The organism is Gemmatimonadota bacterium (assembly GCA_016714015.1).
In the GTDB taxonomy this organism is placed as follows: domain Bacteria; phylum Gemmatimonadota; class Gemmatimonadetes; order Gemmatimonadales; family Gemmatimonadaceae; genus Pseudogemmatithrix.
Map to the genome: position 1 here is coordinate 106541 of JADJNZ010000009.1, position 14066 is coordinate 120606.

The following is a 14066-nucleotide window of genomic DNA, read 5'->3' on the forward strand; positions in this document are numbered from 1 at the left end:
CAGGGCGCGCTACGCGCTGTGGGTGTCCCCGACGAAGGTCCCGTTGAGGGCTGGATTGAGAAGTTCTGGCGACTCGACGGAGACACATTGGAGATCGTCAGTCGGACCCATCTCTTCGGGACTGTCTACCGACTGGCGCAGTCGCCCGACACGATGAGGGGTCGCGCGAGGTTCTTTGGCGACGTGGAAGGAGCGGCTCGCGAGAGTCAGGCATGGGCGGTCCGCATTCCGTGTTCGGCGGTCGCGCGACCTAACGGCGGTTGGTGACCGATGGCCGGCTAGGGTAGCGGGGCGGCGGCCCCGCCTTATCGTACTACTCGGGTCGGCGTGGCCGCCGCCCCGCATCTATTGGAACGGCCACGGCACAACCTGACGTTAGCCCGATTCACATGGCATCGCGCAAAGTAGGGCTGCTGGTTGCGTCGCTGAGTGTGCTTTGCGCCTGCGTTGCCTCCGACGACGCGGGGGCACCAGAAGCCGCCACGCAAGTCGCTGAGGCCGTCGTTGCGGCCGAGAGCGACTCCGGTACTCGGCTAGGAACGCGACTCGCCGGAATGAACTCTTGTGTCGCAGTCGGTCAGTCAGTCAGCTACTCGCATCTCACCGATGACTCGCTGAGTGGCGACGTCGAGGGTTTCCGCGTGAATTCACGAGGGTGGATAGCACGAGGTGGGTGGGCGACGGAAGCGTCTCCGCCGGCGATCGCGGCCTTCCGGTTCCCGTCGTCGCGCAGGCGGCGTCGGAGGCGGACTCGGCCCTGCGCTTCGCCCTCGTTGAGTATGCGGACACCGTCTGGTTCAGAGTGCGCGTGAGCTGCGATGAGTTCACTGGCACAATGTGGCGTCGAGCGGATACGCTGACAGTGCGCGCCGCAGGGACGGTGTACTGGAAGCCCGGCGCCCGAACGGGCTAACGGCAGTTGGTGCAGGCGGCCGCGCTGGGGTAGCGGTTGGGCGGCCGTGCTTTATCGTACCTGAAGGTACCGCACGGCCGCCCAACCGCATTCTATGGAAGCGGCCGCTGCACAACTTGACGTTAGCCGGAGCAACAAGCAATGCTGCTACGCCTGTTGTTACTGCTTGCGTTCCTCGCGCCGCCAGGGATCGCACAGGAACGCCTGGAGCCTGACGTGCTTGCGGCAATCGCTAGGCTCGGTGAACGGCGTACTCTGAACCTCGTCTCGGGGTGGCGGGACTCAATTCCGGTGCGGACTCTCGTCCTGTCTGCGCGAGGCTTCTCGTCAGCGGATTCCGGGCTTGTGCTCGCGCCGCGCTGCGCGGCATTCGGCGCGAACGAGCCGGACTCGCTGCCCGCGCATTGGTTTAGCGTCGAGATCAGATTGCGCAGCGTTTCCGTCGACACCGTTGTGATTGAGTGGAGCGAGGTAGTAGACTCTCGCTGCCCGAAAGTCGGTGAGTGGGGCACCATGCTCATCGAAACGTTGCCGTTCACGCGAGCACCAGACGGCAAGTGGTCGAGTAGTACGTCTGGAGAGTTCGGTCAGACGCGTTGGCTTGCCTCTTGCCCCGATCGGTCCCCGCCCGGCTAACGACGGTTGGTGACCGATGGCCGGTTAGGGTAGCAGGTTGGCGGCCGCGCTTTATCGTTCCTTTCGGACCGGCGCGGCCGCCAACCTGCATCTATTTGAACGGCCACGGCACAACCTGACGTTAGGCAGAAGGAATCGGATTCGTGAAGTGCTAAGAGTCGCGGTAGTCGCGGTTTGTGCGATCTCCTGTGGGGGGCGCGTACCGGTCCAGAGTACGCTCCCGCCTTCGACGTTTTCCGCAACGGAGCAGGCCGTGTATGTGGCCGTCTTGGACTCGGTGCTTCCCGCTGAACGAGCGATGATTCTGCGCCCAATCCGCTCCGTCGGCTACCGTGGCGACACCGCGACCGCGGGCTTCTTCGCCATGCGCGAGTCGACAATCTCGAAAACGAGTCGTTTCCGGTGGGGGCCAGTCTTCGGCTTGCCCGGGGACCCCGATCTCCGCGGAGAGCATCTTGGCAGGTTCCGCGAGGTGGAGTTCATAGGTGACAGCACGCGGGCCGCAGTCGCGTTTCAGATAGTCTCGTGCACGGGACGCTGCAGGCCGGAGTCACTTGCGTGGCTTTCGCGCGACGAGCGGCAGGCGTGGCGGCTTGACTCGCTCACCTATCTGCAGCGCCACCGCTGAGCTCCGAGCGCCTCTGCCTAACGGCAGTTGGTGCAGACGGCCGCGCTGGGGTAGCGGTTGGGCGGCCGTGCTTTATCGTACCTGAAGGTACCGCACGGCCGCCCAACCGCATTTTATGAAAGCGGCCGCTGCACAACTTGACGTTATGCGGCGCCTCACCCGTCGCGATCGAGGTCGAAGCTCGGCCGAGATCGCTTGGGGTGAACAGCAACCACGAGGGACGACCGCACCGCACCCGTGGAGGTTGACCCGGTCCGCCCCTCGTCGCTCGTGCTGTCGGGACCTCTGCACGTTGGCCCCAGGTAGGGCGGATGGTTCGCCGCGCGATTCGTTCGCTCCCTGGCACCGGGCGGCGGCCTCGCATAACGCCGCTTGGTGCCGATGGCCGGCTATTGATGGCGGCCGCTCCGCGGCCGCATTATTCAATCGGCCACAGCACAAGCCAACGTTATGCCGATGTCTCACGCATCCTGACGAGGAGGGCTAGTGATCTCTGCGCGCGAGCATGCTCATGAGATGGCACGCCGCTGGCCCACGTGGTTCGGCGCGCAAGTCTTCGTTGCGATCTATGGTGTGAATGCGTTGCTCGATCAGCTGTTCGAGCTCCTCGGTGTCGCCGGATGGGAGATGTCGCCCTTTGTCATGCTCGTCGGCGCGATCGCTGGTGCGTTCGCGGCTACTGGAGTCACGCGCGCGAGCCGTCCAACCGGAGGCACTGGATCGCGCACGGCATAACGGCAGTTGGTGACCGACGGCCGCGTTACTGAAGCAGGTGGGCGGCCGTGCTCTTTTGTACCTTTCGGTATCGCACGGCCGCCCACCTGCATTCTATTGAAGCGGCCGCGGCACAACTTGACGTTATGCGGCGCCCCACCCGTCGCGATCGAGTTCGAAGCTCGGCCGAGATCGTTTGGGGTGAACGGCAACAACGATGGACGGCAGCACCTCACCCGTGGGACTTGACCCGGTCCGCCCCTCGTCGCTCGTGCCGTCGGGACCTCTGCACGTTGGCCCCAGGTAGGGCGGATGGTTCGCCGCGCGATTCGTCCGCCCCCTGGCACCGGGCGGCGGCCGCGCATAACGACGCTTGGTGCCGATGGCCGACTATTGATGGCGGCCGCTCCGCGGCCGCATTATTCAATCGGCCACAGCACAAGCCAACGTTATGCCGACCTCTGCAAGGAAAGTCTCATGGAGCTCGTGATCCTCCCACAGGGCCTGTTCCTCTTCTACGGTGCCCTCGTCCTCAGCTGCGGCGTCGGACTCGGCGCTGTGCTCGGTCGAAATCTGCTCCGCCGTCGGCACGCTCCGATTCCTGAGCCGCCAGACCTCCTCCAGCAGCGCGTCGCGCTCCTCGAGCAAGAACTCGACGCGACGGTCGCACAGTTGGCGCGGCTCACCGAGGAACGCGAGTTCATGCGCGAGTTGGAACGGCCGCGCCCGAAAGGCGTCGCGGCATAACGACGCTTGCTGCTGATGGTCGCGATGCGGATGGGTTTGGCGGGGCCTCCGTGATGACCTGGGTTGGTTGCGGAGGCCCCGCCAAACCCTTTTTATATGAGCGTCCACAGCAGAAGCAAACGTTAGGCGCACGGAACTGAGGTCTGCCTGTGTCGATATCGATACACGTCGCGTTGCAGGCCGAGCTGCGTCGAATCGGCGACACGTCGTCCCTGACAGCGATGGGCTCAAGCGGGCGCCTGGGCAAAGCTCCGACCGCAGCGCAGATTCTCGTTCGTCTTCAGGAACTGCCGGCCGGAGCGGACGCTGCGGCACTCGTTGCGGCTGTCTATCAACCGAGTGATACCGAGGTCTCGGATGTTCGCGCCGCCTTGCGGCGTACGTTCGAGCGCTGCGAGTTGAGTGTCGAAGAGCGCGTGCTGGTCGAGATCGACCGCATCGCCCCGCGCCTGCCCGAAGGAGTCGGAGTGAGCTTCCCAAGCGGCCCCCGCTTGGCAGCGATTTTGGAGATGTTACGAACATTACCGAGTGGTGCAGGCGCGGAGGTTCTCGGCGCCGCCCTCGCCGCTGATCTCGATCCGCCGGCGCCTAACGATGGTTGGTGACCGATGGCCGGCTAGGGTAGCGGGTTGGCGGCCACGCCTTATTGTGAAGGACGGGTCGGCGTGGCCGCCAACCCGCATCTATTTGATCGGCCACGGCACAACCTGACGTTAGACCGACGACTGAGGATTTGCGGCCCCTATGTTTCAACAGCGACGCTTTCTCCTCCTGTTGACCTTCGTGGGATGTGTGAGCATCCCCAAGCGTGATGTGGCTCCCCCGGAGGAGGCCTTCGCCGAAGCCGCGCGGCTTCACCTCACGCACCTGCCAGCGTATCGATCGCTCGACGCGACGTTGCAGCCCGCTGCCGCCGCGACGATGCGAGATCTGCGTCGTCGGAACCAGCGCCCGGTGGAGTGGTTCGTGGACCTGGGACTCAGCGAGGACAGCCTACAGGTGGACGTGAACTTGTGGCACATGTCCGGACTTCGCGCGGACACTCGCTTCATCCTAGGAAATCCGAGTGGCAGAGACCATAGCCTGCGGTACGATCGGCGCAGCGGCAAGGTCGCGATGATCGGGCTCTGGCAGTAAGCGGCCGCGCGGTCTAACGGCAGTTGGTGACCGACGGCCGTCTAGGGGAGCAGGTGGGCGGCCGCGCCTTGTCGTACCTTTCGGTACGGCGCGGCCGCCCACCTGCATTTTAATAAAGCGGCCGCGGCACAACTTGACGTTAGGCGGACACGTGCGCGTTCGTGGATTCTTGACTCTCGCGCTCTTGAGCGCCTGCACCGGAGCCTCAGGCGGGGAGCGAAACGCTCCGCCGCCGCGACTCGCCCGCGCAAGCCTTCGCGCGGAAGTCCTTGGCTGCTTCGAGCTGCGGGAAGTCAACGGCAGTCCGCTCGACTCGGCGCGAGCGTTCACCGCCGCTGCCGTACTCCGCCTGCGGCCCGACACGGTACCCGACAATCCGAGCGCGCTGATGGGGTACCATCCGCGGCGGTCAGTTTCGCTGCTGTCGCCTCGATTCAATCCTGAGTGGGATGAGAAGGCGACGGCCTGGGGATGGACCGTATGGATGGCGGACTCCCTGACAGACTCCGTCCGCATCGACTTCAGCACTGGCTTCAGTGGTACGATGGTCGTGCTTGACCACCCGCCGGGGATGCAGACCGAACTTGATGGACGGATCGAGGAGCGTTGGGATGCAGGTCCCAGCCCTACGAGTCAGCGCCGTGTTCGCGCGGTCCGCCGAGATTGCCCGGTCCCGTGAAGGGTGCCGCCTAACGACAGTTGGTGCTGATGGCCGGCTAGGGTAGCGGGTTGGCGGCCCCGGCCTCATCGTACCTCAGGGTCGGCCGTGGCCGCCAACCCGCATTTATTGAATCGGCCACAGCACAACTCGACGTTAGCCTGACGAGACAGAGGTCGGTCTCACTCCTAGAATGTCGATCTCACCCGAATCCGCCGTTGCATACGGAACGAGGACCGTGAACTATCCGGTCGTCGGAACCATGATCGCCCTTGGCGTTGGAGGCGTGGTATGGGCGGCACTCTCGTGGTCTCGACTGCCGCTCGCTATCTCCGTCTTCGCGCCGCTGCTAGCCTGGCCGGTTTGGTCCTGGCGCATCGCACGTTGGCGCGACTGGGTAGTCGACCACGGTCTTGAGCCGGATGACGTTCACGAGTTGGCCGTCCGAGCCGGGCTGCTCTGGCCGCGTGGGTCGGCGCTTGAGCGCACGGAGATGCGTCGCCGAAGTGGCCAGCGCGGGTGGTGACGCGGCGCCGCAGGCTAACGGCGGTTGGTGACCGATGGCCGTGGGTAGGGTAGCGGGTTGGCGGCCGCGCTTTTTCGTTCCTGAAGGACCGGCGCGGCCGCCAACCCGCATTTTGTTTGAACGGCCACGGCACAACCTGACGTTATGCCGACCTCCCAGGCCGTAGGTGCCGACAAGATGGATCCTTCATTCATTCCAACCGATAGCCTCTACAAGTTCGTCTCGATGAGCGGCGTAGTGCTCGTGTGCGTCTCGCTATGGGCGGTGCTGAAGCTCCGTGCAATCGTCTGGGCTCGACTATTCGACGCGGAGCGGAAGCTCGGCGTCGTCGACGTAGAGCTCTCGTTCTTGAGGCCGAAGAAGGGCTCAGCGGCAGCCGAAGTCTCTGTCGCCCCGGCCCCTTCGGTGCCACGCGAGGAGGTTAAGCGCGTCCTTCTGCTGCACGAGGAGAACCGTGTCCTGCATCGCGAGATTCGGCACCAGGTTCGCGAGTTGATCGTCCTTTCGGTAATCGCGTTGTTCACGACGGGCACCGGATTCGGAATGGCGTACTGGGGCTTCACCAATTGGTACTCCAAGATCCAGGTTCACAGCGACAAGCTGCTCGCGGCCGATTCGCTCCCCGGCGTCGAACAGAAGCCATAGTGTCCGGGCGGCATAACGGCAGTTGGTGACCGACGGCCGTCTAGGGGAGCAGGTGGTCGGCCGCGCCTTGTCGTACCTTTCGGTACGGCGCGGCCGCCCACCTGCATCTTATGGAAGCGGCCGCGGCACAACTTGACGTTAGGCGGACGAGCCAGCATTGAGGGAGGGCATGGCGAACGACTCTGTATTGATTGATCATGCCAAGATCACCGACGGCTTCGGTCAGCTCGTGGGCTTCGTCGCGTATCTGGCCTTTGAGTCGTTCTGTGGAATCTGCGACGATCCCATCGAAGTGTCAGCGGCAGAGCAGAAGTTCCTACTAGAAGTCAAGCAGGTGCCCGTAAAGATGCTGCTGCGCGGAGCGACGTTCTGCGCTCGCTGCCGAACGCGTCGCGCGAAGATCAACCAGTTGGCACAAGGCGAGCGCTGGCGCACGATCGAGGGGGCAGGCGAGGAGTTGGAGCGTCTCCGTGCGGAGGAGAGTGCCCTGATGCTGGAGTCGCGGAATCGATCACCCGGAACGAAGTGGCCGTATCGCGCCGCCTAACGACGGTTGGTGACCGATGGCCGGCTAGGGTAGCGGGTGGGCGGCCCCGCCCTCATCGTACTCCAGGGTCGGGCGTGGCCGCTCACCCGCAATTGTTTGAACGGCCACGGCACAACCAAACGTTAGGGCGACCTGAATCAGATGCTTCCCTCTCCGGAGTCGTGATGAACAAGTTCTTGCGCGCCGTGAAGGCAGGTATCGGCGCGGCGGCCGGATCGAGCGGACCTCGCCGCTACCAGGTCGCTGGGCGCGCGTTGAAGTGCCCGATGTGCGGCCACGATCACTTCGCGCGCGGCGAAGCGCAGTTGCACTCCATGGGAATGACGTTCGTCGGACTCGAGTGGGCGCAGAAGGAGGCGACCACTCTGGCGTGCGCGCAGTGTAGCCGCGTCGAGTGGTTCCTTGATGCGCCCGACGAGGCATAGCGCGCCGGCGCCCTAACGGCGGTTGGTGACCGATGGCCGGCTAGGGTAGCGGGTGGGCGGCCCCGCCCTCATCGTACCTCAGGGTCGGGCGTGGCCGCCCACCCGCAATTACTGGATCGGCCACGGCACAACCTGACGTTAGGCCGATGCACTCTACTTGGGAGTCTATGAGAGTCCCTCGCCTCGCACTGTTGTGTGCGGCGCTGGCCCCGTTTTCGACGCCAACCGCAGGGGCGCAGGCGCCTCAGGCGCAGCTCCCGGGCACATATGAGTTCTGGATCTGTCGCGGAAGCTGTCGGTCCTCGACGGATAGCGCGGTCTTCGCGCGCGGCGTGCTGGTGCTCTTCGAAGCGACCATTCCGGCGGAGTCGCTCTCTGTCTTGCCCCGAAACATCGAATGGGCGTTGCGGTCCAATGCGTGCTTCGTGTTTCTCGAGCAGCGACGCACGCACGCGCAGTCCTTTGCAGGCATCACGGTCAGTGGGCTCACGAACTGGGAGGTGGATTCTGCCTCCCTCCTCAGTCTGCTCCTGTATCGCTCTCCAGATGCTTGGTACAGCGTCCGGTTGGCGCCGCGACAGACGGGATGGCACGGAGGAGGCCACTCCCGCGGATTCGGTGAGACTCCAGAGGACGTGGACGATTCCGTGGGTGTACGTCGGGCTTCGGCTCCCGAGTTGTCCCACTGTCGTAGAGCGCCCGGACCGCGCCGTGCCTTTGGTCCGCTGCCACCACGGCCTAACGGCAGTTGGTGACCGACGGCCGTCTAGGGTAGCAGGTGGGCGGCCGCGCCCTGTCGTACCTTTCGGTACGGCGCGGCCGCCCACCTGCATCTTATGGAAGCGGCCGCGGCACAACTAGACGTTAGCCAGACGAGAGGAGACTCGATTGCGCGTTGAGCTTTCGGAACTCACAGAGCCTTCGTTTAGGCTATGCGATGCGTTCCTCGAGGGTTTCAGCTGGCTCAATGACGGGCACGACGTGAGGCTCGATCTAACGAACGGGTTCCAGCAGGCGGTTCAGATCACATGCAGGTGGGTGACGAACCTTCAGATTGAGCTGAAGCCCAACCCTAAGCCCTTCTCGTGGGAGTGTTCAGCGGAGAAAGTTGGGGTCCGATGGCACTTGCTCCTCGATTTCGCGAGCACAGGCTCAATACAGCTGGAGTGTGAATCCGCGATCTTGGAGTCGGCGACTGGCGACTGATCGAGTCGGGCTCGCCGCGGGCTAACGGCAGTTGGTGACCGACGGCCGCGTTAGGGAAGCAGGTGGGCGGCCGTGCTCATTTGTACCTTCCGGTATCGCACGGCCGCCCACCTGCATTTTATGGAAGCGGCCGCGGCACAACTTGACGTTAGGGCGACGACACTAGCGCCGTCTCACTCGGAGCAGAATCATGGGTGCGCTCTTTCCACTCGCCTTCCTAGTAGCCATCGGCGCCCTCGTGACTCTTGGCGTCGGCTTGAGCGTCTACCAGAAGCGCGCTACGCAGCGACTGACCGACGAACGGGACGATGATCGCCTGGCTATGCTGGAAGCTCGGTTAGAGGCGCTCGAGAGCCGTGCCGATTCGACGGATCGCGCTCTCGAAAGGGGGGCGAAGCCCCGCGAGCTTCAGTCCGGGGACTCAGCATGAGTCGGTCCAGCTCATTGCGAGTCCCGCTGGCGTTCCGCGAGTTGAGATCCGGATCAGAAGGGGCGTGACCGAACTTCCGCGCGGCGCGCCCTAACGGCAGTTGGTGCAGACGGCCGCGTCAGTGAAGCAGGTGGGCGGCCGTGCTCTTTCGTACCTTTCGGTATCGCACGGCCGCCCACCTGCATCTTATGAAAGCGGCCGCAGCACAACTTGACGTTAGCCTGACACGCGCGATGCGACTGGCACTGCTGCTCCTGACAACGGTCCTGGTTTCGTGTGCGCGCTCCGAAGCTCCGCGTGCCGAATCCGCGCGGATCGACGCCGCGGTCGCGTCGATCAGCGCGATGGACGATTCGAGTTGCGCGTTTGACCGGGCGCTCCGCCACATCGTGGGCGACTCGCTGGTCCGCGAGTTCGTTCGGCGTGCCGCGACTGGATCCTTCGATCGAACCGAGGAGTGGTTACCTACCGCCGTCGATTGTATCGGCCACGAACCCGGATACGATACGTTCCTCGTCCTCGATTCCACTCGCGTCTCGCAGTTGCCCGCCGGTTCCGACACCTTGCGCTACGCTCTCAGCTCGCGACTCAGAGGTCGGCTGGTCGGCGGTCAGTTCGAACCCGACAGCGTCGCTCGAGTCGACACGATCGTTGCTTATCGCACGATGGCCGGATGGCGCATTGCTAGCCCCGCCTTCTGGAATTGGATGTCACCCGAGGCTGCCCGACTGAAGGGTTGGCGCGTGAGATAGGCAGCGGGGGCCGGGGTGCAGGCTAACGGCGGTTGGTGCAGATGGCCGTGCTAGGGTAGCGGGGCGGCGGCCCCGCCTTATCGTACTACTTGGGTCGGCGTGGCCGCCGCCCCGCAAATTGTTGGAACGGCCACGGCACAACCTGACGTTATGTGGACGCGAGCGCGGGATGGCTCTACGACCGCTCGCCCCCTAGATTCCGTTCATGCGTCTCTCCTTCGAGCTCACCGAGGCCCAGCAGGGCCAGCTCAACGCCATCGCCCAGCGGCTGAACGTGCCGGTGGACGCACTGGCGGCTGCCGCGTTGCGTGACCTGCTCGACCGTCGCGAGGCCGCCTACGAGACCGCGGCCCGCCATGTCGTCGAGAAGAACGCCGAACTCTACCGAAAGCTCGCGTAGCGGGCGCCCGTTCGCGTGGCGACCCGGTTCCTTTCGCTCGCAGAAGTCCTCGATCTCTACAGCCGCGTGTTGGTCGCCGGCGGGGGCGCGTCTGCTATTCGCGATCTCGGCGCGCTGGAGTCCGCGCTCGCGCAGCCACGTGCGACGTTTGCCGACGAGGATCTCTATCCGTCGCTCGCCGAGAAGGCGTCCGCCCTTGGCTTCTCGCTCATCCTCAATCACCCGTTCGTCGACGGCAACAAGCGCATCGGCCACGCGGCGGTTGAAGTCTTTCTGGTGCTGAACGGCTTCGAGCTGTCGGCAGGGATTGATGACGCCGAACGGGTCATCCTCGGCGTTGCGGCGGGGACAATCAGTCGGGACGAGTTCACGACGTGGATCCGAGAATCTCTCGTCGCATTCCCGGCACCGTAGCGGATCGGACGGGCGCCACATAACGGCAGTTGGTGCAGACGGCCGCGCTGGGGTAGCGGTTGGGCGGCCGTGCTTTATCGTACCTGACGGTACCGCACGGCCGCCCAACCGCATCTTATGGAAGCGGCCGCAGCACAACTTGACGTTAGCCGGATGAGAAATGGATTCGAGCATCCCATGAACGCGAATTCCGAGGCTCCTGGAACGGGAGCGATTCGGCGATGGGGCGGCATGTTCGCGACGGTGTTGTTTGCGGCGAGCCTGGTCGTGCACATCCGTGACGGATCATCAGTGGGACACCTTATGTCCGCGGCTGGTATGACCGTCGTGTTCGGCGCGCTTACATGGCAGCAGTGGCGGCGGCCACGGTGACGCCGCCTTGGATGTCGAGCGTCACCGGCTAACGGAGGTTGGTGCAGACGGCCGCGTTAGGGAAGCAGGTGGGCGGCCGTGCTCTTTTGTACCTTTCGGTATCGCACGGCCGCCCACCTGCATCTTATGGAAGCGGCCGCAGCACAACCAAACGTTATGCGGGCGGGGGACAGCCAACTGGCGTCGGCGTCACCGCGTGGGAAGTACAGCCCGAGGCATCGACGCCGCTGAACGTCGGCGTCCTCAATCCCACCGCTTTGGGGAGCGCGCTCCGCCAGGATCAAGCGACGCCGCGGCTCGGAGGGCTTCGCCGGGCGTCCGCGCGCCCGCATTGCGTACGAGGTGGTCGGTCCGGCGCGCGCGCGAGGGTGGGCGCGCGGGGGTGAGTACGGCGGGCCACCGCATAACGGCAGTTGGTGCAGATGGCCGCGCTATTGATGGCGGCGCGCTCCGCGGCCGCATTATTGAAGCGGCCACAGCACAACCACACGTTATGCGGGCGGGGGACAGCCAACTGGCGTCGGCGTCACCGCGTGGGAAGTACAGCCCGAGGCATCGACGCCGCTGAACATGGGCGTCCTCAAGCCCACCGCTTTGGGGAGCGCGCTCCGCCAGGATCGAAGCGCCGCCGCGGCTCGGAGCCGCCTCGCCGGGCGTCCGCGCGCTGGCATTGCTTACGAGGTGGTCGGTCGGCGCGCGCGCGAGAGTGGGCGCGCGGGGGTGAGGACGGCGGGCCGCCGCATAACGGCAGTTGGTGCAGATGGCCGCGCTATTGATGGCGGCCGCTCCGCGGCCGCACTATTGGGGCGGCCACTGCACAACCAAACGTTAGCTGGACGGGAGCGGAGATCAGTGAAGCCGAATGCCGCCAGTTTGCGCGCGTTGTGCGAGTGCTACACGCCGATCGGCGTGATCTATCCGTGGAGACGCGCGCTCAAGCGCGCCGGTTACGCGCGGGTCCGATCACAGTTGGTGCCTGACTGGCTGGTGCCGGTGCTACGAGACAATCCGCAGCTGATCGAGGGATGGGTGCGCTACGTGGAGGACAAGCGAGGCGACTTCGGCTGGATCCTGCAGCAGCGAGCCGACCTGCGCTGGGTGGTCTGCTATCGCGCCGACTGCCAGTGGCCGGCCACGTACGAGGACGGCGCAATCGCGTGCGCGCAGTTCCTGGTCCGCGAGTTCGAGGTGCTGTACGGCAGGCCCCGTGGGAACGCAAACGGTGGCACTTTGCACCGGAGTCCGGGTGTGGCCGCCAGCTAACGGCAGTTGGTGACCGACGGCCGTCTAGGGGAGCAGGTGGGCGGCCGTGCTCTTTTGTACCTTTCGGTATCGCACGGCCGCCCACCTGCATTTCATGAAAGCGGCCGCGGCACAACTTGACGTTATGCGGGCGGGGGACAGCCAACTGGCGTCGGCGTCACCGCGTGGGAAGTACAGCCCGAGGCATCGACGCCGCTGAACATGGGCGTCCTCAAGCCCAACGCTTTGGGGAGCGCGCTCCGCCAGGATCGAGCGCCGCCGCGGCTCGGAGCGCCTCGCCGGGCGTCCGCGCGCTGGCATTGCTTACGAGGTGGTCGGTCCGGCGCGCGCGCGAGAGTGGGCGCGCGGGGGTGAGGACGGCGGGCCGCCGCATAACGGCAGTTGGTGCAGATGGCCGCGCTATTGATGGCGGCCGCTCCGCGGCCGCATTATTGGGGCGGCCACTGCACAACCAAACGTTATGCGGGCGGGGGACAGCCAACTGGCGTCGGCGTCACCGCGTGGGAAGTACAGCCCGAGGCATCGACGCCGCTGAACATGGGCGTCCTCAAGCCCACCGCTTTGGGGAGCGCGCTCCGCCAGGAGCGAGCGCCGTCGCGGATCGGAGCGCTTCGCCGGGCGTCCGCGCGCCGGCATTGCGTACGAGGTGGTCGGTCCGGCGCGCGCGCGCGGGTGGGCGCGCGGGGGTGAGGACGGCGGGCCGCCGCATAACGGCAGTTGGTGCAGATGGCCGCGCTATTGATGGCGGCCGCTCCGCGGCCGCATTATTGGAGCGGCCACAGCACAACCAAACGTTATGCGGGCGGGGGACAGCCAACTGGCGTCGGCGTCACCGCGTGGGAAGTACAGCCCGAGGCATCGACGCCGCTGAACGTGGGCGTCCTCAATCCCACAACTTTGGGGAGCGCGCTCCGCCAGGATCGAGTGCCGCCGCGGCGCGGAGCGCTTCGCCGGGCGTTCGCGCGCCGGCATTGCTTACGAGGGGGTCGGTCCGGCGCGCGCGCGAGGGTGGGCGCGCGGGGGTGAGGACGGCGGGCCGCCGCATAACGGCAGTTGGTGCAGATGGCCGCGCTATTGATGGCGGCCGCTCCGCGGCCGCATTATTGGAGCGGCCACAGCACAACCAAACGTTAGGGCGACGAGACCGGCATCGATCGTATGCTAAGCGCGCACACCGCTCGTTGGCTGTTGTGTCCCCTCGCTGCCGTCGGCTCATGCGGAGCGACAGGCATCGCGTCGCGGGGCGTCCAAGGGTGGCTCCAGACACGCCTCGGCCAGGCGACGCTTGAGGCAGTGCTTCCGCTAGATGGACAGGAAGCCGTCCGCCTCGCGCTCGAGGCCCTCGTGTTCGTCTTGGCCGGTTCGCTCATGGCGCCGCGTGCCAGGGCGCTCATTGCGCCGGCACTGTTCCTCCTGGGCGCGTGGCTCGCGTGGTTTGTGCTTCGCAGTTGGTACTTTCCTGAGTTTCATCCGCGCGGGTACGAGATGAGCTCGTTGCCGCTTTGGGGTCTTGGGCCGACGGCGTCGCCGCGGTGGCCTTCATGGCGCTGCCGTCTGTGCGCCGCGCCCTAACGACAGTTGGTGCTGATGGCCGGCTGGGGTAGAGGGTTGGCGGCCCCGGCCTCATCGTACTTCAGGGTCGGCCGTGGCCGC

The 14066-nt window shown here is 65.4% G+C and carries 11 protein-coding genes; all 11 read left to right on the forward strand.

Going from position 1 to position 14066, the window contains the following annotated elements:
• Positions 1 to 2663: 2663 nt before the first annotated feature.
• The 11 genes from IPJ78_17295 to IPJ78_17345 all read left to right on the forward strand — a co-directional run bounded on the left by IPJ78_17295 (position 2664) and on the right by IPJ78_17345 (position 12413).
• Positions 2664 to 2912: a hypothetical protein gene (locus IPJ78_17295; protein MBK7908298.1), complete on the forward strand. Its 249-nt coding sequence runs from the start codon at positions 2664 to 2666 to the stop codon at positions 2910 to 2912.
• A gap of 375 nt (positions 2913 to 3287) precedes the next feature.
• Positions 3288 to 3638 (forward strand): hypothetical protein, encoded by a 351-nt coding sequence (locus IPJ78_17300; GenBank protein ID MBK7908299.1) that lies wholly within the window; start codon positions 3288 to 3290, stop codon positions 3636 to 3638.
• 149 nt (positions 3639 to 3787) lie between these two features.
• Positions 3788 to 4243 (forward strand): hypothetical protein, encoded by a 456-nt coding sequence (locus tag IPJ78_17305; protein MBK7908300.1) that lies wholly within the window; start codon positions 3788 to 3790, stop codon positions 4241 to 4243.
• 187 nt (positions 4244 to 4430) lie between these two features.
• The gene (locus IPJ78_17310) at positions 4431 to 4775 is read left to right on the forward strand and encodes a hypothetical protein (GenBank protein ID MBK7908301.1); all 345 of its coding nucleotides are present in this window, start codon (positions 4431 to 4433) and stop codon (positions 4773 to 4775) included.
• Between the two features lie 1361 nt (positions 4776 to 6136).
• Positions 6137 to 6604 carry a hypothetical protein gene (locus IPJ78_17315; GenBank protein ID MBK7908302.1) on the forward strand — a complete coding sequence of 156 codons (468 nt, stop codon included), beginning with the start codon at positions 6137 to 6139 and terminating at the stop codon, positions 6602 to 6604.
• Between the two features lie 169 nt (positions 6605 to 6773).
• Positions 6774 to 7151, forward strand: a complete 378-nt coding sequence (locus IPJ78_17320; GenBank protein ID MBK7908303.1) for a hypothetical protein — start codon at positions 6774 to 6776, stop codon at positions 7149 to 7151.
• Between the two features lie 176 nt (positions 7152 to 7327).
• On the forward strand, positions 7328 to 7576 hold the full coding sequence (locus tag IPJ78_17325) for a DNA-binding protein (GenBank protein MBK7908304.1): 249 nt from the start codon (positions 7328 to 7330) through the stop codon (positions 7574 to 7576).
• Between the two features lie 1776 nt (positions 7577 to 9352).
• Complete coding sequence (locus tag IPJ78_17330; protein ID MBK7908305.1) at positions 9353 to 9964, forward strand: hypothetical protein; 612 nt, start codon at positions 9353 to 9355, stop codon at positions 9962 to 9964.
• Between the two features lie 205 nt (positions 9965 to 10169).
• Positions 10170 to 10364 (forward strand): hypothetical protein, encoded by a 195-nt coding sequence (locus IPJ78_17335; GenBank protein MBK7908306.1) that lies wholly within the window; start codon positions 10170 to 10172, stop codon positions 10362 to 10364.
• A 15-nt stretch (positions 10365 to 10379) separates the two neighbouring features.
• On the forward strand, positions 10380 to 10778 hold the full coding sequence (locus IPJ78_17340) for a type II toxin-antitoxin system death-on-curing family toxin (protein MBK7908307.1): 399 nt from the start codon (positions 10380 to 10382) through the stop codon (positions 10776 to 10778).
• 1224 nt (positions 10779 to 12002) lie between these two features.
• Complete coding sequence (locus tag IPJ78_17345) at positions 12003 to 12413, forward strand: hypothetical protein (GenBank protein ID MBK7908308.1); 411 nt, start codon at positions 12003 to 12005, stop codon at positions 12411 to 12413.
• The last annotated feature ends 1653 nt before the right edge of the window (positions 12414 to 14066 follow it).